The sequence below is a fragment of the Streptomyces sp. NPDC048734 genome, assembly GCF_043198675.1.
In the GTDB taxonomy this organism is placed as follows: Bacteria; Actinomycetota; Actinomycetes; order Streptomycetales; family Streptomycetaceae; genus Streptomyces.
This window is the reverse complement of record NZ_JBICUZ010000004.1, coordinates 445515-468446: the sequence shown is the minus strand read 5'-3', so window position 1 is coordinate 468446 and position 22932 is coordinate 445515. Positions and strand designations below refer to the sequence as shown.

18 protein-coding genes and 2 pseudogenes are annotated in these 22932 nt (G+C 72.3%); 8 read left to right on the top strand and 12 right to left on the bottom strand.

What is annotated here, in order from left to right:
- Position 1: 1 nt before the first annotated feature.
- From ACGFQC_RS14535 to ACGFQC_RS14525, 3 genes are all read right to left on the bottom strand, one after another.
- Positions 2-283 carry a hypothetical protein gene (locus ACGFQC_RS14535; RefSeq protein WP_363087726.1) on the bottom strand — a complete coding sequence of 94 codons (282 nt, stop codon included), beginning with the start codon at positions 281-283 and terminating at the stop codon, positions 2-4.
- Between the two features lie 488 nt (positions 284-771).
- Entirely contained in the window at positions 772-1449 is a 678-nt protein-coding gene (locus ACGFQC_RS14530) for a response regulator transcription factor (protein ID WP_363087727.1), read from the bottom strand.
- On the bottom strand, positions 1436-2734 hold the full coding sequence (locus ACGFQC_RS14525) for a sensor histidine kinase (protein WP_363087728.1): 1299 nt from the start codon (positions 2732-2734) through the stop codon (positions 1436-1438). Before ACGFQC_RS14525 ends, ACGFQC_RS14530 begins: the two co-directional genes overlap by 14 nt.
- A 278-nt stretch (positions 2735-3012) precedes the next feature.
- On the opposite strand from ACGFQC_RS14525, the gene ACGFQC_RS14520 reads away from it, so the two are divergent.
- Both ACGFQC_RS14520 and ACGFQC_RS14515 read left to right on the top strand, forming a co-directional pair.
- Positions 3013-3792 carry an ABC transporter ATP-binding protein gene (locus ACGFQC_RS14520; RefSeq protein WP_363087729.1) on the top strand — a complete coding sequence of 260 codons (780 nt, stop codon included), beginning with the start codon at positions 3013-3015 and terminating at the stop codon, positions 3790-3792.
- Positions 3792-6365, top strand: a complete 2574-nt coding sequence (locus tag ACGFQC_RS14515; RefSeq protein WP_363087730.1) for an FtsX-like permease family protein — start codon at positions 3792-3794, stop codon at positions 6363-6365. Before ACGFQC_RS14520 ends, ACGFQC_RS14515 begins: the two co-directional genes overlap by 1 nt.
- Positions 6366-6668: 303 nt before the next feature.
- On the opposite strand, the gene ACGFQC_RS14510 is transcribed toward ACGFQC_RS14515, so the two are convergent.
- From ACGFQC_RS14510 to ACGFQC_RS14490, 5 genes are all read right to left on the bottom strand, one after another.
- On the bottom strand, positions 6669-7775 hold the full coding sequence (locus ACGFQC_RS14510; RefSeq protein ID WP_363087731.1) for an aliphatic sulfonate ABC transporter substrate-binding protein: 1107 nt from the start codon (positions 7773-7775) through the stop codon (positions 6669-6671).
- A gap of 455 nt (positions 7776-8230) precedes the next feature.
- Positions 8231-8689 (bottom strand): Rrf2 family transcriptional regulator, encoded by a 459-nt coding sequence (locus tag ACGFQC_RS14505; RefSeq protein WP_363087732.1) that lies wholly within the window; start codon positions 8687-8689, stop codon positions 8231-8233.
- 135 nt (positions 8690-8824) lie between these two features.
- Positions 8825-9022: a hypothetical protein gene (locus tag ACGFQC_RS14500; protein ID WP_393288202.1), complete on the bottom strand. Its 198-nt coding sequence runs from the start codon at positions 9020-9022 to the stop codon at positions 8825-8827.
- Positions 9023-9116: 94 nt separating this feature from the next.
- The gene (locus tag ACGFQC_RS14495) at positions 9117-10346 is read right to left on the bottom strand and encodes an acyl-CoA dehydrogenase family protein (protein ID WP_363087733.1); all 1230 of its coding nucleotides are present in this window, start codon (positions 10344-10346) and stop codon (positions 9117-9119) included.
- A gap of 14 nt (positions 10347-10360) precedes the next feature.
- Positions 10361-10930 carry a winged helix-turn-helix domain-containing protein gene (locus ACGFQC_RS14490; RefSeq protein ID WP_363087734.1) on the bottom strand — a complete coding sequence of 190 codons (570 nt, stop codon included), beginning with the start codon at positions 10928-10930 and terminating at the stop codon, positions 10361-10363.
- A gap of 468 nt (positions 10931-11398) precedes the next feature.
- Here ACGFQC_RS14490 and ACGFQC_RS14485 point away from each other — a divergent pair, with 468 nt between their 5' ends.
- Positions 11399-12616 carry a cytochrome P450 gene (locus tag ACGFQC_RS14485; protein ID WP_363087735.1) on the top strand — a complete coding sequence of 406 codons (1218 nt, stop codon included), beginning with the start codon at positions 11399-11401 and terminating at the stop codon, positions 12614-12616.
- Positions 12617-12890: 274 nt separating this feature from the next.
- On the opposite strand, the pseudogene ACGFQC_RS14480 reads toward ACGFQC_RS14485, so the two are convergent.
- A pseudogene (locus ACGFQC_RS14480) lies at positions 12891-13355 on the bottom strand (substrate-binding domain-containing protein); the annotation flags it as partial.
- A gap of 60 nt (positions 13356-13415) precedes the next feature.
- On the opposite strand from ACGFQC_RS14480, the gene ACGFQC_RS14475 reads away from it, so the two are divergent.
- Positions 13416-14888, top strand: coding sequence for a glycoside hydrolase family 3 C-terminal domain-containing protein (locus ACGFQC_RS14475; protein ID WP_393288199.1), 1473 nt, complete (start codon positions 13416-13418; stop codon positions 14886-14888).
- A 119-nt stretch (positions 14889-15007) separates the two neighbouring features.
- On the opposite strand, the pseudogene ACGFQC_RS14470 reads toward ACGFQC_RS14475, so the two are convergent.
- Positions 15008-15694: pseudogene (locus tag ACGFQC_RS14470) on the bottom strand (aldo/keto reductase); the annotation flags it as partial.
- A 106-nt stretch (positions 15695-15800) separates the two neighbouring features.
- Here ACGFQC_RS14470 and ACGFQC_RS14465 point away from each other — a divergent pair.
- Complete coding sequence (locus tag ACGFQC_RS14465; protein ID WP_363087736.1) at positions 15801-16208, top strand: transposase family protein; 408 nt, start codon at positions 15801-15803, stop codon at positions 16206-16208.
- 108 nt (positions 16209-16316) lie between these two features.
- On the opposite strand, the gene ACGFQC_RS14460 is transcribed toward ACGFQC_RS14465, so the two are convergent.
- Both ACGFQC_RS14460 and ACGFQC_RS14455 read right to left on the bottom strand, forming a co-directional pair.
- Positions 16317-18047, bottom strand: coding sequence for an endo-1,4-beta-xylanase (locus ACGFQC_RS14460; protein ID WP_363087737.1), 1731 nt, complete (start codon positions 18045-18047; stop codon positions 16317-16319).
- A 363-nt stretch (positions 18048-18410) separates the two neighbouring features.
- Positions 18411-19610, bottom strand: a complete 1200-nt coding sequence (locus tag ACGFQC_RS14455; RefSeq protein WP_363087738.1) for a hypothetical protein — start codon at positions 19608-19610, stop codon at positions 18411-18413.
- An 85-nt stretch (positions 19611-19695) separates the two neighbouring features.
- Here ACGFQC_RS14455 and ACGFQC_RS14450 point away from each other — a divergent pair, with 85 nt between their 5' ends.
- From ACGFQC_RS14450 to ACGFQC_RS14440, 3 genes are all read left to right on the top strand, one after another.
- Positions 19696-20673: an ABC transporter substrate-binding protein gene (locus ACGFQC_RS14450; protein ID WP_363087739.1), complete on the top strand. Its 978-nt coding sequence runs from the start codon at positions 19696-19698 to the stop codon at positions 20671-20673.
- A gap of 92 nt (positions 20674-20765) precedes the next feature.
- Positions 20766-21914, top strand: coding sequence for an iron ABC transporter permease (locus ACGFQC_RS14445; protein WP_363087740.1), 1149 nt, complete (start codon positions 20766-20768; stop codon positions 21912-21914).
- A complete protein-coding gene (locus tag ACGFQC_RS14440) occupies positions 21911-22918 on the top strand; it encodes an iron ABC transporter permease (protein ID WP_363087741.1) in 1008 nt (335 codons plus the stop codon). The genes ACGFQC_RS14445 and ACGFQC_RS14440 overlap by 4 nt, the downstream gene beginning before the upstream one ends.
- Positions 22919-22932: the final 14 nt, after the last annotated feature.

Sequence of the window (22932 nt, the reverse complement as noted above, 5' to 3'; positions counted from 1 at the left end):
GTCAGCGGTTCATCCGGTCGACGGCCTCCTTGGCCTCGCGGAGGCCTGCACCGGTGATCTCCCGGTACTTCCGGATCGCGGCGACGTCCTTCCCGGCGCGTGCCAGAGCCACCACTTCGGCCGGTGCGGCATTCCCGGCCTCCAGGTCCCAGTGGTCGAGCAGCACGTCGAGTCTGCGTTCCAGGCCCCGGATCCGCTTGTCGAGCCGACTGGCCCTGCTCTCCACCGTCACGATCGTGGTGACGCCGGTCATGACGACGAGGAGGAGAACGAGAACGTCCACTGGTGCTGTCCGATCGATCGATTACTTGGGGAAGGTGCGACGGCCCGGGGAAGTCCCCTTCCCCGGGCAGGAGTTCGGCGTACTGGTCCAGAATGCCGGGTCGGTGGAGCCGTTTCTGCGGCAGGGCTTTCCGAACGCGTCCGCCCGGCCGCAGGACGGCAGGCCGGGTCGGCGGGTGGACGTCCGGTCGGCCGTCCGGGAGGCGTCGAAGGGCCCCTGGAGCGCGGCCGGGCCGCTGCCGTACAGGTCCGTGACGAGTCGTCGCACGGCGGCGTCGGGCGCGTCCGGCGTCGTCGTGGGCGGTCGGGTGCTTCGTCGCGACGGTGTCCCCGCCGGCGAAGCCGAGCCGCCGCAGGGCCCCGACGGTTGTCGGCCCGGATACCTACCCCTAGCCCTGCCGCTACCCCTGCCGCTGCCCGCGCCTGCGGGGGGCGCGTGGCGCCGGGTGCGCTGTCGGCCCCGGCGCCGGCCCCGGCCCGGTCCGTGGTTCACGGCCTCCCCGCCGTGCCCGGGGTCACGAGCCCGCAGTCGTAGGCGAGGACCACCGCCTGGATCCGGTCGCGCAGACCGTACTTGGCCAGGATGTGCGCCACATGGGTCTTGACGGTCGTGTCCCCGATGCCCAGGGCCTGGGCGATCTCCGCGTTCGACAGACCCCTGCTCAGGGCACGCAGGACGTCGAGCTCCCGGGAGGTCAGCGCGTCCAGGCGCGCCGGCACCGCCGACTCGGCTTCCGGAGACATCGCGGCGAACCGCGTCAGCAGCCGTCGGGTGACCCGGGGGGCGAGCACGGCGTCGCCCACCGCCACCGTACGGATGGCGCCCACCAGCGAATCGGCCGGGCCGTCCTTGACCAGGAAACCGCTCGCGCCCGCCCGCAACGCGTCCACGACGTGCGCGTCGAGGTCGAACGTGGTCAGGACGATGACCCGGCTGGGTGACCCCGACTCCGACAGCAGCCGTGTGGCCTCCACACCGTCCATGTGCGGCATCCGGATGTCCATGAGCACGATGTCGGGGGACAGCCGACGGGCCTCCTCGACGGCGCCGCGGCCGTCGGAGGCCTCTCCGAGGACGGTGATGTCGGGCTCCGCCTCGAGGATGAGCCGGAACCCCGTCCGGATCATGGGCTGGTCGTCGACCAGCAGAACGCTAATGGGCTGCATACCGTGGGCTTTCCTCGTGCTGTGCGGTGGTCTCGTCCGGCTCGGGCAGGGGCAGCGTGGCGTGCACGCAGTAGCCGCCTCCCGGCCGCGCGCCCGTGTACAGGGTGCCGCCGACCGCGGAGACGCGCTCACGCATCCCCAGCAGGCCGTGACCGGTGCCGGTCGGCGCCGTCGGCGGCCGGTGCGGACGGGCGTCGTCGCGGGGGCCGTCGTCGCAGACCCGCACGACGAGCCGGCCACCGTCCCCGTCCCCGTCCCCGTCCCAGGCGAGGCTCACACCGGTGCGGGTGGGGCCGGCGTGCTTGAGGGTGTTGGTCAGCGCCTCCTGGACCACCCGGTACACCGTGAGGTGCGCGCCCGCCGGCAGGGCGACCGGGGTTCCGGTGATGCGGTGGTCGACGTCCAGGCCGGTGGCGCGGACCGAGTCGATCAGCTCGGGAAGGGCGTCGACGGTCGGCTGGGGCGGTTGGCGCGTGGGGTCGTCGTCGGCTTCCTCGTCGGTGCGCAGCACACTCAGCAGCCGGCGCAGCTCGGTGACGGTGTCCCGCCCCGTCTGCTCGATCGTCGCGTGCAGTTCGTGGGCCTTTCCGGGGGAGCGGTCCTGGACCCGGTCGGCCGCGATGGTCTGGACGACCATCAGGCTGACGTTGTGCGCCACGATGTCGTGCATCTCCCTGGCGATGCGGGCCCGTTCCGCCATCACGGCCGCGCGTGCGTTGGCCGTCTGCTCCCGTTCCAGGGCGGCGGCGCGTTCCACCGCCTCGTTGCGCATCGCCGTCCGGGCCCGCACCAGAAGCCCCAGGGCCCACGCCGCCAGCAGGAGCAGGACGTCCGTCAGGAAGGTGGCGACGCGGTTCCCGGCGGAGGCGAGCAGCGCTTCGGCGAACGCGTGCACCGGAATGAGCAGGGCCGCCGGCGTCGTGATCCGCGGCTCGCACCGTACGGAGGTGAGGAAGACGGCCACGGCCACGCCGAGGTAGGCCGGGCCGATCGAGGTGCCTTCCGGTCCGGAGAGGTCGGGAATGTACGACAGTCCCTGAAGGGTGCTGGCGGCGGCCGCCACGACCGGCGGACTCGCCCACGGGAAGCGGTGGTGCAGGGCGATGGGCAGGGTCAGGAGCAGGATGAGCGCGAACCCCCGGGCGTCCGGGCCGTGCAACTCCGGTCCGTCCGGGGGAATCAGGCCGGGCAGGGCCAGACAGCCCGCGGCCACCAGTGCCGCCAGACTCGTGTCGGTCAGGGCGGCAGGCAGGCGGAGCCCCGCGAACGAGTCCATCAGTTTCATGACCCCACCGTAAACGGGCCCTCGTGGGCCGCGGCTCTGCCCCGAGGCGGATGTGCCCCGGCGGACCTCCTCCCCGACGCCTCCTCCGCAAGGAGGAGACCGGCGCGCGGCGGTGCCGTGATGCCGCCGCGCCCGCTCGCCCGCTCGTCCGGACGCAGGACCTCTCCGACCGTCTCGCCCGGGCGGAGGAGCGCGGACTTCGCCGCGGGGGAGGAGGCCACGGGCCCGCCTCTCGGCTGAAGTGGAGTTCCCACACCCCGTCGACCCGCGAGGACTCCATGGTCAGGCTGCACAGCCGCGACGAACCGGCCGCCGTCCCGGTCACCACCACGAGCGCCGTACGACTGACACAGGTCACCAAGTACTACGGGAGCGCGGCCTCCGGCGTGGCGGCTCTGGACCGGGTCAGCGTCGGCATCATGCCCGGGACCTTCACGTCCGTCATGGGGCCGTCCGGCTCGGGCAAGAGCACGTTCCTGCACTGCGCCGCCGGTCTCGACCGGCCCACGTCCGGCACGGTGCACCTGGGCGGGCAGGACCTGACCCGGCTCGACGAGACACGGCTGACGGAACTGCGCCGGACCCGCATCGGGTTCGTCTTCCAGGCGTTCAACCTGCTGCCGTCCCTCACCGCGGCCGAGAACATCACCCTCCCTCTCAGGCTGGCGGGCACGCGCGCGGCCGACGGCTGGGTGCGTGACGTCACCGAGAGGGTGGGGCTGTCCGGGCTGCTCGAGCGCAGGCCCGCGGAACTGTCGGGAGGGCAGCAGCAGCGCGTGGCCGTCGCACGGGCCCTGGTCACCCGGCCGGAGGTGCTGTTCGCGGACGAGCCGACCGGGGCCCTTGACCCCGACACCGCCCTGGAGATCCTGTCGCTCCTGCGGCAGGCGGTCACCGACCTGCACCAGACGGTCGTCATGGTCACCCACGATCCCGTGGCGGCGGAGCACGGCGACCACGTGCTGTTCCTGCGGGAGGGACGTGTCGTGCGGCACCTGGACCGGCCGACCGCGGAGCAGGTCAGGCACATCATGTCCGGACTGCGGAGGACCTCGTGATGCTGCGCCTGGGACTGTCGAGCCTGCGGGCGCGTCGGGGAGCGTTCGCCGCCACCTTCCTCGCCCTGTTCCTGGGCGCCACGGTGATCAGTGCCTGCGGCGTGCTCCTGGAATCCGGACTCCGCTCCACCCCGCCGCCCGAACGGTACGAGAAGGCCGCGGTCGTCGTCTCCGGCGAGCAGAAGGTCGCGCTCGACGTGAGGTCCGCCGACGGATCGACCCACGAGAGCGGGCAGCCGCTGTCCGAGCGAGCCCTGCTGCCCCGGTCGACAGCGGAACGGATAGCCGCCGTCGACGGGGTCGGGTCGGTCGTCGCGGACCGCGGGGCCACGGTCCGCGTGCTCGCCGGCGGACACGCCGTCACGGGCCGCAACGGTCGCGCGCCCCAGGCGCACACCTGGGCCGGCCTCGCGCTGGGCGGCTTCCACCTCACCGAGGGACGCGCGCCGCGAGGCGGCCGGGAGGTCGTGCTGGACACCGACCTCGCCGCCAGAGCCGGCGTCCGGTCCGGCGGCACCGTCAAGCTCATGACCTCCTCCACCCCGCGCACGTACGGCGTCGCCGGGCTGGTCGCGCTCGGCGACGGACGCACCCCCCGCCAGTCGGTGCTGTTCGTCACCGACGCCGCCATGGACCGCCTCGACGGCAGCGCCTCCGACGGTGTCCGCGCCTTCGGGGTCCTGACCTCGCCGGGCGCTTCCCCGGAGCAGGTGGCCTCGGCCGTCGAGAAGGCTCTCGCCGCACAGCCGGCCGTCGTCGAGACCGGCGCGGGGCGCGGCAGGGCGGAGTTCGACGACGTCGCCGTCGGCGCCGCCAACCTCGTCGAACTCGCCATCGCGATCGGCGGCAACGTACTGCTCGTGGCGGTCCTCGTCCTGTACGCCACCATCTCGCTGGCGATCCTGCACCGGCGCCGGGAACTGGCGCTCCTGCGGGCCGTCGGCACCACCCCGCGTCAGCTGCGCCGCATGGTCGTCGCCGAAACGGTCACGGTCGCCCTGGCCGCGGGAGTCGCCGGGTGCCCGGCCGGTGCCGGAGCGGTCCACTGGCTCGGCGCCCGGTTCGCCGGGCACGGCATCGTCCCTCCCGACTTCCGGCCGGCACTGGGGCCGCTGCCGTTCCTCGCGGCGATCGCCGTGACCGTGCTGACCGCGCTGACAGCGGTGTTCTTCGCCTCACGCCGCACCACCCGCATCCGTCCGACGGAAGCCCTCGGCGAGGCCGCGGCCGAGCCCACGCGCCTGGCACGCGGACGCACCGTCACCGGCTGCGCGCTGCTGGCCCTGGCGGCCGCCGTCACCGGCCTCGGTCTCGGCACGCGCACCGACTTCCTCACCCTCGTCGGACTGGCCAACTCCCTGGTCCTCGTGCTCGTGATCGCGGTGGCGGTACTCGGCCCGGCCCTCACCCGCACGGCGATCCGGGTCCTGGCCCCCGCCCTGCGCGGGACCGGTGTCACCGGTTGGCTGGCCACGGCGAACGCGCGCAGTCAGGCCACCCGCACCGCGGGGGCCGTCACCCCTCTCGTGCTGGTCGTCGCCTTCGCGGCCACGGTGGTCTTCACCCAGACCACGCAGCTGAAGGAGTCCGCCGACCAGATCCACGCCGGTACCGTCGCCGACCACGTCCTGACCGCACCGTCCGGCGTTTCACCCGAACTGGCAAAGCGGGCGGGCAACTTGCCGGGCGTGCGCGCGGCCACGGGGATCGTGCGCTCCAAGGTGGTGGGAGTGGGCTCCCTGCTCGGGGAGGAGGAGGCGGTCTCCCTGAGCGCGCAGGGCGTCGAACCGCGGGCCGCGGCCGCCACCATGGACCTGGGCGTGACGCGGGGCGACCTGGCGGAGCTGTCCCCCGGCACGGTGGCCGTCAGCACGACCACCGCCTCCTGGCTGGGCATCGGCGTCGGAGACCGGGCACGGCTGCGTCTCGGGGACGGTACGGCCTTCACCGGCCGGGTGATCGCCGTCTACGAGCGGGGATTCGGCTTCGCGGACGTCACCTTCGACCACGACCTGCTGCTGGCGCACACCACCGACCGCCTCGACCGGTCCGTGCTGGTCCGGTCGGCGTCCGCGGGGCCGGACCCGGCCGGAGCGCTCTCGGCGCTCGCCGCCGACTACCCCGGCACCTCACTGAACGACGGACCGGCGACCGACGCGCAGGTGGCCGAGCAGCGCGCGACGGCCTGGGTCAACTACCTCGTCGTCGCCGTGATCATCGCCTACACCGCGATCACGGTGGTCAACACCCAGGCCATGAACACCGCCACCAGGCGCCGTGAGTTCGCCCTGTTGCGGCTGAGCGGAACCACCCGCCGTCAGGTGATGGCCATGATGCGCCGCGAGAGCCTCACGGTGGCAGTGGTGGGGGTCCTGCTCGGAACCGCTCTGTCGGCCTTCCCCCTGGCGCTGGTCGCGACGGCCGTGAACGGAACGGTGTGGCCGTCCGTCTCCGTGCCCGCATACCTGGCGATCGTCGGCCTGACCGCCGCGCTGGCCGCGGCCGGCGCGATGGTGCCCGCGCGCCTGCTGCTGAGGGCCCGTCCGGTGGAGGCCGTCGGGACGAAGGAGTGACGGCGAGGTCGGCGTGGCCGGCACCGGGGACGCCGAACAACTCCTCGGGCTCGGCTCGGTGGCCCGGCTGCGGGCGCCCTCGCTCCGGAGGCTCCCCGGAAGGTGGCGAACTCGCCCGGCACGACATCGAGCGTGATGGCGTCGAGCACGAGTCGATGTCCGCCGGGCGTGCCCGGCACGGGGAAGGACGTCGGGACGTGCTCGATCCTGACGGCACGGGTCACCGCGGCCGAGTCCCCGGCGGCCATGCCGGGCATGGCCGCCGGGGACGTCACCCTCCGGGACTCATCGGTCCTCCCGCCGTTACCGGGCGCCCAGGCCGGCGTCGTCGACCTCGCTCCCGCCCTCGGCCTTCAGGACCTTGTTGAGCAACGCGAGGTCGTAGATGCCCTTCAGGTCGGGCTTCTCCAGCAGACCGGCCTTCACCGCGTGCTCCGCCTCCGTGTCGAGGGTCGAGGCCAGCGGGTCGTCGAGGAAGGTGATGGACTTCCACGCCGGGTCGATGACGTCGGCGGGCAGCGCCTTTCCGGACAGCTCCGCCAGTGCCGCGTTGGCGGACGCCTTGGCCTTGCCCGGGTTGGCGTTGATCCACTTGTTGGTCTTCACCGAGCCGCGCAGTACGGCCTCGACGACGTCCGGGTGCTGCTCGAGGAACTTCTGCGACACGATGATGTTCGTGATCACGAACTTCTTGTCGGGCCACAGGTCGGACTCGTCCAGCAGCACCTTCGCGCCCTCGGCGACCAGCTTGGACGCGGTCGGCTCGGGCACCCAGGCGCCGTCGATGGAACCGGACTCGTAGGCGTCCGGGGTGACCTTGTTGTCGGTGCGGACGACGGAGACGTCGCCCTTGCCGCTCTCGGCGTCGACCTTCCAGCCTTGCTCGGATATCCAGTTGAGGAACGCGACGTCCTGGGTGTTGCCGAGCTGCGGGGTCGCGATCTTCTTGCCCTTGACGTCCTTCAGGGACTTGATCTTCTTCGGGTCGACGACGAGCTTCACCCCGCCGGAGGCGGAACCGCCGATGATGCGCAGGTTCTTGCCGCCGGACTTGGTGTAGCCGTTGATGGCGGGGGAGGGGCCGATCCAGCCGATGTCGATCGAGCCGGCGTTGAGCGCCTCGATCTCGGAGGGGCCGGCGTTGAAGGTCGAGGCCTTGATCGTGGTGCCGCCGAGCTCCTTCTGGAGCAGCCCCTCCTGGACGCCCACGAGAGCGGTGGCGTGCGTGAGGTTGGGGAAGTAGCCGATCTTCACCTCGTCGGCGGAGAGCTTCTCGGCGTCGGCCGCGACCGCGGTCTTCTTGCCGTCGTCGGTCGACTCGGATCCGTACCCGCAGGCGGTCAGCAGGACGGGGAGCGCCGTCACGACGGCGATGGCGCGCAGGATGGTGAGCGGTCTTGCGGCAGACACGGAGGTGTCCTCTCGGGAAATGGGTGATCAGGGAGGTACGCGAAGGTGAGGGCTGAGGCCCATGGGCGTGCACCGGCACTCCACTCGCCCACCCTCGTCGGCAGGCATGCCGTCTCGGGGAGGAGCGGATCGCGGGCGGAGGAGGAGGGAGGTCGCGCCTCCGGCGTCGTCGTGCCCTGCCTGAAGCGTGGGGGCGGGACGGCGCGAGGGCGCTATCGGACGGGCCGACAGACGGCGCTGTACACGCGGCCGAAGTCGATGTGACGGCGCGAGGTCAGGCGGGGCAGCGACCGGACGCCGCGGTCGAGCGTTCCCATGGCCACACCCCCGCTGTTCCCTAGTTTTCCTACCTGAGTGCTAGGGATCGTGGCAGAAGAAGGCGCCTGCCCCAATAGGGTGTTCGCGATACGGACCGGCCTGTACCGAATGGTGAGACGGGCGAACCGTCGGGAGGGTCAGGGGTTGATCCAGGCGCCCGGGGCCTCCGCCAGTGCGGACACGTCCGCGGGGAGCCGGGCGGACGCGACGTCGGCGAGCGACACGCCGTCGAGGATCTCGCGCACGTTGGACCGCAGCGCGATCCACAGGGGGAGCAGCGACTCGGCGGGGCCGGTGTAGGACAGCTCCGGGGGGCGGACCCCGCGCACGGAGACCAGCGGACCGTCCACCACGCGGATGACGTCGGCGATGCTGATGGACTCGGCGGGCTTGGCCAGGCGGTAGCCGCCGTTGCCGCCGCGCTGGCTGAGCACGAGACCGCCCCGGCGCATGTCGTTCAGGATGCTCTCGAGGAACTTGTGCGGGATGTCCTGGGCGGCGGCGATGGCCTCGGCCTTCAGCGGCCCGTCGTCCCGTGACGCGGCGAGTTGCAGCGCGGCACGTACCGCGTAGTCCGCCCTGGCTGAGATCCGCATGCACCCATTATCCCGTACGGCCGTGGCCGGTATCCGCTGCGGGAGGGCCGCCGGGCGGGGGAGAGGTCCCTCCTCCGCCCGGCGGCCGGTGGGCTCAGGCCGGGGCGCAGGCGTCGTGGCCGGTGGCCGGTGGGCTCAGGCCGCGGCGGAGGCGCGGTGGGAGGCGTCGTCGCGCTCGGGGACGTGGCTGAGGGTGCCGTCGGGACCGGCGGGGACGCGGACGGCCGGGTGGGCGGTGCGGTACCTCCGGGAGGCGAACCTCTTGCGGTGCTCGGCCGACTTCCCGGTCCTGAAGGGGCGGCACAGTCGTGGTCGTCGGTGTGCACCGCCCACAGTTCGTCGGCCGGCTCCCGCGGCGGTCCGGCGGGGCGCGGTACGCGGCTGCCGCGTCGGCGATCAGGGCGCCCGCGGGGCCGCGCTCGTACGGTCAGACGGGCAGGACGAACGGAGGGTGCTCACCGTTGAGGAAGTAGTCGCCGACTTCGCGGATCCGGTGGGTGACCGGCTCGTAGAGGGTGTGGGTCCGGGCGTTGCGCCAGAAGCGGTCGAAGCCCAGCCGTGAGGAGGCGGAGCGGGTGCCGACGATGTCGAGGGCGCGCGCGGCGGACTCCTGCGCGGCCCGGGAGGCGGCGGCCTCGGCCAGAGCCACGAGGACCGAGATCTCCGCGCACTCGTCGAAGGTCAGGTCTTCCCCGCGCGCCAGCCCGTCGTGCACGGCCTGCAGCGCCTGATCGGCGAGCGCGGAGGCCGAGCGCGTGAGGACGGTGAGTTCTCCGTAGACGGACAGCACGTGGGGGTCCCGGGGGGAGCCGGCCGGCCAGGCGGTCTGCCAGGCGGAGTGTGCCGTTCGGCTGTACTCACGGGCCTCGGCGAGCACTCCCTCGGCCATGCCGAGACGGAGCTGGACGGACAGCAACCGTCCGACCGGTGACACCAGAGCGGTCGGGGGTGACAGGACGTCCTCGTCCGCGGACAGGGAACCGAGCACGTCGTCGGCGGCGACGCGTACGGCGTCGAACTCGACACTCCCGCCGGCCGCGAGCCGTTGGCCGAAGGCGTCGGCGCCGCCGTCGATCCCCACGCCGTGCCGGGTCGGGTCGACGACGACGGCGAGCGGTTCGCCGGTGCCGGCCCGCACGGCCCGCACGGCGAGGCGGTCGGCGACCAGGACCCCGGTGGCGTAGCTCTGGCGGCCGTCGAGCACGTGGCCGCCACCTCTCGCGGTCAGCGTCAACGGGTGCTCCTGACGGGCGAGACCGCCGCCCCAGCACCACTGCTCCGCCGCGGACCGCCGCTCGAGCCGGTCGGCGGAGGAGGGCTGGGTGAAGAACCGCGCGCTCCACGACAGGAAGTAGTGACAGCCGAGCAGTTGGCCGATCGCACCGTCGGCCGCGGCGATCTCCCGGATCACGGCGTGGGCCGTGGGCCAGTCCGCGCCGCCTCCTCCGGACCCGGCCGGTACGAGGAGGGCCAGCAGTCCCGCCTCGCGCAGCCGGGACACCTCGTCGAACGGCGCCTTGCCCGCCTGCTCCCGGGCCGCCGCGTCCGTGGCCAGGTCGTCCGCCGTCTCCCGGGCCACGCGCAGCCAGTGCGCCCGGCCGGGCCCGGTCCGGTCGCATTCCGGAGCGGGGTCGGCCGGAGCGGGGGCAATGCCCATGGAAGCGGTCTCCTCTAAGGTCGATGGCACGGTGCGGTGGCGGTGTCGTCCTGCCGGACGGGTACGTACTTGTAACCCACCCGCCGGACGGTGACGACGCGTTGCCGGTGTGCCGCGCCGAGCTTGCGGCGCAGACGCGCGATGTGCACGTCGACGGTGCGCCCGTCGCCGATGTGGTCGTAGCCCCAGATGCCGGCCATCAGCCGCTCGCGCGAGTGCACCTGGTGGGGTTGCTGGACCAGGTGGGCCAGCAGCGCGAACTCCAGGTAGGTGAGGTCGAGTTCGGCTCCGTCCACCGTCGCGACACGACGTGCGGGATCGATGCGGACGGCGTCGTCTCCCGTCTGCCGGACGGTGGGTGGGTCCGGGTGGGCGACCGGTCGGATCTCCGGTCGTGCCACGCCCTCGGCGAAGAGCCGGGCGGGATCGGTGCCTTCGGGGACGAGCAGGAGGTAGCCGACGAGCGGAGCGGAACCGTGTCCCCCGTCGCCGTCCTGCGCGATGCCGCCCACGAGGCGGAGACGACGCGTGTCGGCAAGGGGTGAACCGGACGGGGTGGCCTGGGCCGGAAGTGCCGTGGTCATGGCAGTCGTCCTTCAGGAGGGTGTCGTGTCGTCAGGCGCGGCGGGAGGGACGCGCCTGAGCACCTGGGGTGGGGGAGAAGGAGCGGCGTGGCACGCGCGGAGTGCGGGGCGCGTGCTTCACACGCGACAGCAGGCGGCGCTGACGACGTGACCAAAGTCGACATGCCGACGACGAACGAGTCGTTGCTGCGTGGGGGACATGTGCATCATCCTGCGCACCCGCCGGGTGGTCGGTCAATACTTCCCCAGTAAATCGATAGGAAATGTAGGGAACGCAACGCCGGGTGCGGCCTCACACGCACCGCGGGCGACTGCATGATGCCCTGCGTGTCCCGCTCGCGCTCCGACCGCCTGGTCCTGGACCTCTGAGCGTTCTGAACCGGCAGCCGGCCTCGGCCACGCGCTGCCGGACTTCCGAGCAGACGTGCCTCGAACCCCTTCGCCCGAGCCGCTTTTCGTGGAGCCGCCATGACCGAGACAGCAGCCGTTCCCGCGTCGCCGCCGATCAGTGACGCCGACCCGTTCGCCGCCGGGCACCTGGCACACCCCGAGCCACTGCACCGGCAGTTGCGCGAAGCCGGCCCCGTCGTCCGCCTGTCCCGTTACGGCGTACACGCCCTGGCCCGTCACCGGGAGGTGCACGCCGCGCTCGTCGACTGGCAGACCTTCCAGTCCGGTGCCGGAGTCGGACTGGCCAACTTCCGCCACGAGGAGCCGTGGCGCCCGCCGAGCCTGCTGCTGGAGGCCGACCCGCCCCACCACGACGCGCCGCGCCGCGTGCTGCGCGAGATCCTCGCCCCGCTCGCCCTGCGCAGGCTGCGCGAGACGTGGCAGGCGGTCGCCGAGGAACTCGTCGAGACGGTACTGACCGAGCAGGGGAGGGAGTTCGACGCCTTCGAGGTCCTGGCGAAGGCGTTCCCCCTGCGCGTCTTCCCCGACGCCGTCGGTCTCGGCCCGCACGGGCGGGAGAACCTGCTGCCCTACGGCAACACGGCCTTCAACGCCTTCGGACCGCGCAACGCCCTTGTCGAGGCCGACGCGCACCGCGTCGGGGAGCTGTCGGCGTGGGTGAACGCCCAGTGCGCCCGCGAGGCGCTGAGCGAGGACGGCTTCGGCGCCCGGATCTGGGCCGCCGCCGACCGCGGCGACCTCACCCACGCGCAGGCGCCCCTGGTGGTGCGTTCGCTGCTCACCGCCGGCGTCGACACCACCGTGCACGGCCTGGCCGCCGCGCTGTACGCCTTCGCCACGCATCCGGAGGAATGGCAGCGGCTGCGCGAGCGCCCGGAGCCGGCGCGGGTGGCGTTCGACGAGGCGGTGCGCTGGCAGTCCCCGGTGCAGACGTTCTTCCGCACCGCCACCACCGACGTCGACATCGCCGGTACCCGCATACCCGAGGGCGGCAAGATCCTCATGTTCCTGGGCGCCGCCAACCGGGACCCGGACCGCTGGCCGGACCCCGACCGCTTCGACCTCACCCGTGACCCCTCCGGGCACGTCGGTTTCGGCATGGGCATCCACCAGTGCGTCGGCCAGCACGTCGCCCGCCTGGAGGCCGAAGCCCTGCTCACCGCGCTCGCGCGCCGCGTCGGACACCTCGAACTCGCCGGCGAGCCGAGGCGGCACCTCAACAACACCCTGCGCTCCTGGGCCTCGCTTCCCGTGCGCATCCGGCCGGCGAGTTGACCACCGGTCCCGGTCCCGGTCCTGGTCCCGGTCACCGGTCCCTGCCCCGTCCACACGCGTCACCCCACCGGAAGGACCTGCTTCCATGCCCCAGCACGTACGTACCGGGCACGGCGCGCACACCACCACCGGTGACGATGCGCCACCACCGGTGACGATGCGCCACCACCGGCGACGATGCGCCGCACCTCGCGACATGGATCGCACGAGGCCACTGGGCCGGAAGGCACACCCCCTCGGCTCCCGGCCGGTGCCCGCCCCACCGGCGGGGGCCTCAGGCGCGACGCGCCGGGGCCGCCCTGGTGGACCGGCGGACGACCAGCTCCGGTCGGAGAACGACGTGCGCGTGCTCATGGCCGGTGCCGCGCGGGGCCGTGTCCTCGATGAGCAGACGGCCCGCCTGCCACCCCATCGCGACGGCGGGCCGTCGCACCGAGGTCAACGGCACGACGGCGGACGCCGCGAAGTCGATGTCGTCGTAACCGACGACCGCGATGTCGTCGGGCACGCGCAGTCCGGCCTCGTACAGTGCCTGCAGCACGCCCAGGGCGAGCAGGTCGTTGGCGCAGAAGACGGCGGTGGGGCGGTCGGGCAGGCCGAGGACGCGGTGTCCGGCGTCCCGGCCGGCCTGCGCCGTCATCGCGGGACAGGGCAGTTCCCGCAGTGCCGCCGCCGCGAGGCCCGACTCGCTCAGAGCGCCGAGGGCTCCCCTGCGGCGGTCCCGGACCTGCTGCCGGCCGACGACGTCAGCACCCCGGAGCACCAGAGCCTCGCCCACGAAGCCGCGGTCGCCTCCACGGTGTTGCTCCACAACCGCTCCGCGGCACTGCCGCTGCCCGCGTCGCTGACGTCGCTGGCGGTCATCGGCCCTGCCGGCGCCGACGTCCTTCCCGGCGTGTCCGGATCCACGTACGTCGACCCCGGCGCCTGGACCACTCCGCTGCGGGCGATCCGTGCTCGCGCCGGCGGTTCCGTCGAGGTCACGCACGCGCAGGGCACCAAGGGCGACGTCCCCCTCACCACGGTCCCCTCGGCAGTCCTGCGCACGAGCGCCGGGACGGCCGGTCTGACCGGAACCTATTACGCGGGCGCCGACGCCACCGGCACACCCCTCACCACCCGCACCGACGCGGAGGTCGACTTCACCACCGCCCCCGCCGACGGCCTGCCCGACGTCTGGTCCGCGAAGTGGACCGGCACCCTCACCCCGGCCGCCACGGGCCTGCACCGTTTCTCCCTGCTGCCCGCCGGAACCACCACACTCAAGATCAACGGCACGACGGTCGTCTCCGGCACCCGGCAGATGCGCCGCTTCTTCCTCGGCCCCTACGACTATCCCCTCCAGGGCACCGCCGAACTGACCGCCGGCCGGCCCGTCACCGTGGAACTGACCTACACCAACGCCACCGCCGAACCCGGCACCTGCGGCCTCACCCTCGGCTGGCAGCCCGACTCGCTCATCCCCGCAGCCGTGGCCGCGGCCCGCGCCGCCGACACCGCGGTCGTCTTCGCCAACCGGGTCGCCGGTGAGGCCATGGACCACGAGCGACTCGAACTACCCGGTGACCAGAACCAGTTGATCTCCGCCGTCGCGGCCGCCAACCCCCGCACGATCGTCGTCCTCAACACCGACGGCCCTGTCGCCACCCCCTGGCTGGACGACGTGGAAGCCGTGATCCAGGCGTGGTACGGAGGCCGCGGCATGGGCACCGCCCTCGCCGCCGTCCTCTTCGGCGACAGCGACCCCTCCGGCCGCCTCCCCGTCACCTTCCCCGCACACGCCGGCCAGGGACCGGGCACCACGACCGCCACCTACCCCGGCACGAACGGCACCGTCTCCTACGACGAGGGCATCGCCGTCGGCTACCGCCACTACGACGCCAAGGGCCAGCAGCCCCGCTTCCCCTTCGGCCACGGCCTGTCGTACACCACCTTCGCCCACGGCTCCCTCGAAGCCGCCTGGGACCGGACGGCCAAGCACGTCACCCTCAGCGTCACGGTCACCAACACGGGCCGACGCCAGGGCACCGACGTCGTCCAGGTCTACGCCACCCTGCCGGCGGCGGCGGAGGCCGAACCGCGCCGCCTCGTCGCCTTCCGGAAGGTCGTCCTCCCCGCTGCGGGGTCCAAGCGGCTCACCCTCACCATCCCCGCGCAGGACCTCACCGTGTGGAAGGCGGGCGCCTGGACGCTCGTACCCGGCCCCTACACCTTCGCGACCGCACGCTCGTCCCGCGGCCTGACGGCACAGCGGACCCTGACCGTCAGCTGACCTCGGCTCGATCCCCGCGCTCGTGCCTCCGACCGCCCGGGGGCGTGAGCGCGGCAGTCCCGTACCCCTCGGCTCACGCCGGTGGTGAGCCCCGCCCTCTCTTCCGGAGCCCGTCCGTGGACGGACCGTACCGCCTCGATGCGCTCCAGCCACCGCGGATCGGCGCCACCACCCGCTGCGAAACCCGGCAGCCAGGCAGGCGGTGCACTGCGGATGTCCCCGGAGGCGAGCGTGCTCCCCGAAACGTACTTCCCGGTCAGCAGCCCCATCGCGAGCGGGCTGCGGTTGATGCTCGCGAGGTCGGACGCCTCACACAAGGCGAGCATTTCGGGCGCGTCCTGGAGGACGTTGCAGCGGTGCTGCACGGCCGCGCAGTGCGGGCCCGCGGCGAAGAGGGCCGCGTGCCCCGGGTCGTCAGTGCTCCATGCGTACGCGCGGATGAGCCCTTCCCGTACGAGATCCTCGCAGCCGTCCCGCAGGAGAGCGGCCCGTTCGGGGTCCGCGTCCGACAGGTGAAGCTGGTAAAGGTCCACGTAGTCGGTGCCGAGCCTGCCGAGCGAATCCGTCAGCGCACGTCGTACGTACGCCGGTGAGTCGTCGCTGCCTGTGAGGACTTTGCTCTTCTCGTCGAAGAGGTTGCCCCACTTGGTGGCCACGACGACGTCCGCCCTGTGCCTGCCGAGGGCCTGTCCCAGTACACGCTCGCTGTGCCCGGTCCCATAGACGTCGGCGGTGTCGAAGAAGGTCACACCGAGGTCCAGCACACGGCGCACGGCACGCACGGACTCCTCCGCGGTTCGCTCTCCGCGGGCTTTCATCCGGTGTCTTCGGCCTCACCGGATCCCGGCTCGGCCATCCTCCGGTGCGCCTGGGCCTTGACCGCATCGGGCAGCACCTTGTCGGCCAGCGCCTGTGCCTTGGTGCAACCTGATCTGGATCTCCTCCGCCCGGTCCGGCCGCTCCAGCGAGATCACCACCGCCCGCCACGACAAGATCACCGCGCGTCTCCGCGAGGCCGGCCTCGGCACCCTGGCCGACCTCGGCTTCGTCGGCCTGGACGGCCGGCCCGACGACGACCCCGTGATCATCACCGGCCGCAAGGCCACCCGGAACCACCGACTCACCGATGCCGAGAAGGAAGCGAACCGGCTGATCAGCCGCGAACGCGCCGCCGTCGAGCACGGGTTCGCCCACCTCAAGTCCTGGCGCATCCTGACCAAGGTCCGCATGAACGCCCGCCACGCGACCACCCTCCTGCGGGCCCTCCTCGTCCTCGCGAACACCGGGTCCAGAGGTGACCGACGATCACCCCCGCAGTGATCATGATGCTGACCGGCAGGAGTCCGTCACCCCCGGACCACACCAGCCCCGCGAGCTGCGGAACCAGGATGAAACGATCCCACTGGTCGTTCGCGGTGTTCGCCGTACCTATCCAGTACCTGAGCGGCGAGCGTCGTCCAGGACGTCACGCAGTGCCCAGTAGGCGGGTTTCACCTCGTACGTCGCGTCCCAGGGAAGAGCGTTTCCCGGACTCGGGGGATAGTGTCGCAGGTCAGCCGTGGAACCGTACTTGTCGGTGAAACCCCAGGTCGAGAACGAGGTGCAGTTGGGTTCTTCGCCGCAGACTGCGAGTTTCCCCGCCAACTGGCGGGCCTGGATGTCCTCTTCGTCCTCGTCGACGAGGACGTCCGCCTCCGAGACCCGGGCCTTCAGGCCGAGCCCGGCCAAAGCCCGGACCTTGCGTCGGAAGACCTCGGGGTCGGTACGGTCGCCGACGGCGTATTCGTGGTCCTGGAAACCGACGCCGTCGATCGGAACGCCCCGCTCCTTCAACCGGATCAGCAGCGCGTAGAGGGCATCCCAGCGTGGACCGTCCTCCTCCACCCCGTACTCGTTGAGGTACAGCACCGCGTGCGGGTCGGCCTCGCGGGCAGCGTGGAAGGCGATGTCGATGTACTGCTCACCCATCGCTTCGAACCACAACTGTGGCCGCACGCCCCGGTTGCCGTTGGAGTAGTCCTCATCCTCGTCGGACATGGGCTCGTTCACCACGTCCCATTCCGCCACCTTCCCCCGGAAGTGGCCCGCTACCGCGCGTATGTGCTCCACCATGACGCGCCTGCGTTGCTCGTGCGTCATCTCGGCACGCATCCATGCGGGCAGGGCTTCGAACCAGACGAGGGTGTGGCCGTGCACCTTCATCCTGTTGGCCTCCGCGAAGTCCACCAAGGTATCGCCTTCCGCGAACGCGAACACGCCACGTCGAGGCTGGACGAACTGCGGCTTGAAGTCGTTCTCCGGCGTAAGCATGGAGAACTCCTCACCCGCCGTCCGGCGGTAGGCGCTGTCAGTCAGCAAGGGGCCCGCGGCCAGGGCGGTTCCCATACGGATCGGGCGTGGGAGAACCGCCGCCAGATCACGCATCGCATCGCTGGACCGGGGCACTCGCAGGCCAGGCGCGTCCACGACGGACATCCGGCCCCGTCCCAGTGACCGCGCGTGGAGATCGCTGAGGGTCCAGCCCTTCCCGCGGGCTCCCGCATCCGCGCCGAACCAGATGCGGCCACTGCCGAAGACGTCCCGCGCGGGAACGGTTCCCACGACCCTGCCGTCGGCCTCCAGCACAAGCCTGTTTGCGCGGACTTCGACGGCGAGGCGGACTCCGAGCCCCAGGCCGCTCCCGAAGGTCCGGGTCATCGCAGGTCTGTCGGAGTCTCCGTCCCAGCGGTCGATCCGGAGTCTCCCGCCGACCACGCCGATGCGCACGCCGCGCCGTTCGTAGCGCCATTCGTCGTAGATGACCGGCGTCTCACCGTACAGATGCAGGTAGGCATCCGTGTCATCCGTGCGCCGCAGGCCGGCTTCGATCCGGACGTCCCCTCGGAACACCATGTGGGGACCGCGCAGGTTCACCGGTGGGTTCGGCTGTCCGCCGGTACCGTCCTGGCGTGTGATGCGCCGGTCGAGGGGTGTGACCCGTACTCCTGTGTGCGTGGGCTTCCCGCCGGCGAAGTGAGCCCAGTCCCTGCCGTTCAGGAGGTCCTCCACAGGTCCCCCCGCGGGCGCGGAGGTGCCGGCACGGTCCCCCGAGACACCAGCGACCAAGGCACACACCACCGCGATGACAGCGCTCTTTCGAAACCGCATGAACAGCAGCACTCCGTATCCTCAGCCCGTCTTCCGACGGCATCGCCGCCCTCAGCCACACCGTCGCCGAGCACCGTCCTCCCCGGCCGCGGCAAGAACGGTGCGCAACCGATCGCGCCGCCCCGCTGTGACTGATCGCCATTGTTTCAGGTGCGAGTGAGGGACCGTCGGCCGAGGACCGTTCGGGAACGACAGCCGGAGAGCGGTCGGTACGGTCGGCGGTGGGATCGTTTCATCCTGGTTCCGCAGCTCGCGGGGCTGGTGTGGTCCGGGGGTGACGGACTCCTGCCGGTCAGCATCATGATCACTGCGGGGGTGATCGTCGGTCACCTCTGGACCCGGTGTTCGCGAGGACGAGGAGGGCCCGCAGGCCCGTCACCGACCCACGGGATCACCGTCGGCGCCGTCGTTCCGGACACGCAGTGTCAGGTGGCCGCCGTGGTGCAGCGGTGTGCTCAGCCGCGAACGCGCCGCCTCGTGGCCGGTCTCCGCGTCGACGATGTGCACCTCGCCGTGGCCGCCCCGGGTGACGGCGATCCAGTCGGAGCCCGGTGAGGCGGCCACCGCGCGGCGTTGGACGCCCTCCCAGGGGGTGCCGCCGCGACGTGGAGCACCATCCATACCGGGCAGGGGGAAGCGGCGGGCGGCGCCGTCGGCGCCGAGCAGGATCAGCTCGTCGCCGTCGGGATGGACACGGGTGAAGGCGGTGTGGCGCCGAGCCAGGGCCAGCCGGAAGACGAGCCCGGGACCGAGGTCCGTGAGCAGCGTGCGGCCGGTTCCCAGCTCGTGGTGCCATGCCTGGTTGGTCCACTCCGGCCAGCGCAGCGGGTCCGGGTCGCCGCCGCGCAGCGTGGTCCACAGTGCCTGACACCGGGTGTCGAGCCGGAGGTACCAGCCCCGGGCCGGCGATGCCCACGGAATGACCGCCTCGGCAACGAGGATGTCGCCCTTTCTGCGGGCACGGTGCACTCCCTGGCTCGTGGCCGCGAACACCTGCTCCGAGCCGGGTGCCTGGGCGTCCCCGTGCCCGTCGTCCGGCAGCGGCAGGAGCGCGTGAGGGGTGACCAGGGGGCAACCAGGCGGAGCCTCGAGGAGGTCCGCGAACCGGTGGACTGCCAGCGCACCGGGTTCCCGGTGCCGCAGTACGACCAGAGGGTCGATCCCGCCCAGCACGGTCACGCCCGGTTCGCCGATGCGCGTCCGCACCCGTGCGGCCTCTCCGGTGGCCAGGTCGAGGACCGTCAGCAGGTCCGACCACGGTTCGCTGTTCTTGCCGAGGCCGGTGGTGACGACCAGTCGGCGGCCGGACGGGTCGCAGGCGAGGTGCTCGGCCGGCACGGCGACCGGAACCGCGCGCTCCACGAGTTCCTCGGCGTAGGGGTCGAGCACCAGCAGTTCCCCGCGGCGGTCGTCGACGCAGGCCACCCGCCCGCCCGGCAGCGCCAGGAACCCGGCGTGCTCCGAAAGGTGACGGCCGGTGAGGCGTCCTGCTACGGCACCGTCGGGCACGGTCAACAGGTGTACGGCTCCGGCCACATGGTCGGAGACGAGCAGGACGGGTGTGGCAGCGGGCATGAGTCCTCCAGAGACCGGTCTGGTGAAAACGATTATCATGTATCTTCAGTGCGTTCCCGGTACCTGAAAAGAAGCGAGGGCATCGATGCTGCGCTCACCGTCGAGATTCGTCCGCAGTTGGCTCACCGCAGCGGCGGTGGGTTCGCTCCTGGTCGGCTGCGGCTCGTCCTCCGATGAAGCCACGAACGACAAGGCCAAGCCCGCGGCGAAGACGGAGGTGACGGTCGAACCCATCAAGGCGTCGACGGAGTTGACCGACACCAACGGCGTCAAGATCTCCTTGAAGAAGGAGCCCGCGCGGATCGTCTGCCTGTTCGCCCTGTGTGACGACATCCTGACGGAACTGGGCATCGTGCCGGCGGCCACCAGCAGCGCGTTGCTCGCCCACCCGGACTTCCTGGGGGAGGAGAAGGCCAAGGAGGTGGACATCATCCCCGGCGGATTCATCGCCCCGGAGGTGGAGGCGATCCTCTCCCACAAGCCCGATCTCGTGATCGGCCTCGGGGACACCCACGGCAAGCTCGCCCCGGCGCTCAAGGGAGCGGCCACGTTCTGGGCCATGCAGCCCGAGACGTGGCAGGACAGCGTGGGCTACCTGCGCGACACCGCCGCGCTCACCGGCCGCACCGCCCAGGGGGAGAAGGCGGAGAGGATCTTCCGGACGAAGCTCGCCGCCGCCGAGAAGGCCCCGAGCGACAAGACCGCGCTCATCATCTACGGCAGTGACGAGAACTTCGGCGTCGCGACGCCCGAAGGTGACGTGGCCGCCAGCCTGTTCCCCAAGATCGCCGACTACCCGTGGAAGTCCCGCGGTGTGGAGGGCAGTTACAGTCTCGAAGAGATCCTCGCCAAGGACGTCGACGTGCTGTTCGTCGAGACGCTGAGCTTCGGCGACGCAGAGGGCGAACTGTCCGAGAAGCTTGCCGGGAACCCGCTCTGGGGCAAGATTCCGGCAGTGGGGAACGGCGACGTCCACGAGGTGAACTCAGAGGTGTGGGCCAAGGGGCGCGGCACCCGTTCGCTGGGCATCGTGCTCGACGAGGCCACGGCCGCGCTGCGGTGAGGACGTCCCTTCCAGTGCCCGCCGTAGCCGATCGCGCCGCGGCGGGCGGAGAGCGGCCGTTGCGCGGTGCGCGGAGGTGGCAACCGCTTCTGGTGGTCGTGTTGCTGGCCGTCTTCTCGGTCTGCGCGCTCAGCCTCGGTACCCCCTACGTCCCCCCGTACCGGCTGGTCGCCGCTGTGCTGGAGGGGGACACCACCCTCGCCGGGATCGTCGTGAGTGAACTCCGCGTGCCCCGGCTGCTGCTGGCGTTGGTCGCCGGAGCCTGTCTGGGGGCGGCCGGGCTGGTGCTCCAGGAGGCGCTGCGCAATCCGCTGGCGGTGCCGGAGATGCTGGGTGTGTCGTCCGGGGCCGCGCTGGGGGTGGCCGCGCCGCTGGTGCTGGCCTTCTCGCTGCCCGCCGCCGTCCAGCCTCTGCTGGCCATCGGCGGGGCAGCCCTGGGTGGCGGGCTCACGTTGCTTGTCGCCGGGATCGGCCGCAGTCCGTCCGCCGTGCTGCTGACCGGTGCGGCGGTGGCGGCCGCGTTGCAGGCCGCGCTGCTCGTGCTGATGGTCATGGCCGACCAGTTGGACCTCCAGCTGATCTACCGCTACCTGCTCGGCTCCCTCTCCGCCCGGACGTGGGACGACGTGACGGGCCTGTGGCCGTGGCTGCTCGTCGCGGTGCCCGCACTCGTGCTGTGCGCGCCGGTGCTGTCCGTGCTGCGGCTGGGCGACGAGGACGCGGAGGCGCTTGGTGTGCGAGCTCAGCGCGCCCGGCTGGCAGCGCTGGCCATCGCCGTGGTGCTGATCGCTCCGGTGACGGCCGTGTGCGGGCCCGTCGCCTGGGTGGGTTTCCTCGCCCCGCACCTGAGCCGCTGGTTCGATCCCGCGGCGGGAGCGGTGCGCTGGCTCCCCTGGTCCGCGGCTTGGGGCGCTGTCGTCGTGGTGGTCGCCGATGTCCCGGCCCGGCTGGCGTTGGCACCCGTGGAGACGCCTGCCGGCGCGTGGACGGCCCTGCTGGGGGTGCCGGCCGGCGTCGCGCTGATGCGGTCGGGTGGCCGTCGCCGGGCGGCGGACCGGCGCGGACCGGCCGCTTCGGCCGGGGTGCGCGAGCAGCTGTCCGGGCCGCGGAAGACGGCTTCGGGTGTGGCGGACGAAGTACCTCCCGCCGGGGCATCGCATCACGCTCACCGGGGCGATCCCGGGCCCGGCGGTCCGACCTCGCCGCCTCTCGGGACGATTGGAACGGAGGACGTACGGTGACCCGGCGTTTCACGGCCCTCGCGGCACTGGCCGCCGTGTGCGCCGCAGTGGAGGTGGTGGCCGGGCGCGGCATGTCCCCGGGGGCGGTCTGGGACGTCCTCAACGGTGGCGGTGACGTGACGGAGCGCCATATCTTGTTCCAACTGCGTCTGCCGAGGCTGCTGGTGGCCCTCGGCGCGGGTGCCTGTCTGGCCGTGGCGGGACTGGTCCTGCAGTCCGCCCTGCGTAATCCCCTGGCCGGGCCGGAGGTGACGGGCGTGACCCCGGGGGCGGTCCTCGGCGCCGTCACCGCGACCGCCCTGGGGCTCGCCGGGTGGGATTCGCCCCTGGCCGTGATCCTCGCCGCCTGCGCGGGCGGGTGCGCCGGAGCAGTGCTGCTGTGGCTGCTCGCCGGCCGCGGGCGCGGTGATCCCGCGCAGACCGCCGTGCACGGGGTGCTGGTGTCGGCGGTGCTCGGCGGGCTCACCGCCATGGTGCTGCTCGTGGAACCGGGTGAGCTCGGCAGCGTCGTGCAGTGGCTGGTGGGCACCACGGAGGGCCGGGTGTGGGAGCACTGGCACCTGCTGTGGCCGTGGGCGCTCGTCTGGGGGGGTGCTGCCTGGCTGCTGGCGGGGCCGTTGACCCTGCTGCGCTGCGGGGACGACATCGCCCTCGCCGCCGGTCTCTCCGCCCGCCGGGCCCGGACCCTGGCCCTGATGTGCGCGGTGGCCCTGACCGCCGGCGCCGTGGCCGCCGTCGGCGCGCTGGGCTTCATCGGGTTGCTCGTCCCGCATCTGGCCGTGGCCGTCTTCGGTGCGGACCTGCGCCGGAGCCTTCCCGGCGCCGCACTGACAGGCGCGGTCGTGGTGTGCGGGGCCGACGCAGCCGCGCAGTTGTCCTCGCGGCTGCTGGCGACGGCGCTGGACTCCGGACGGCTCACGCTGCCGGTCGGGGCGCTCACCGCCTGCCTCGGCGCCGCGCTGCTGCTGCTCGTCTTGCGCCGCACGCCGAGCCGTATGTTCTGACGTCGAATTGAGGA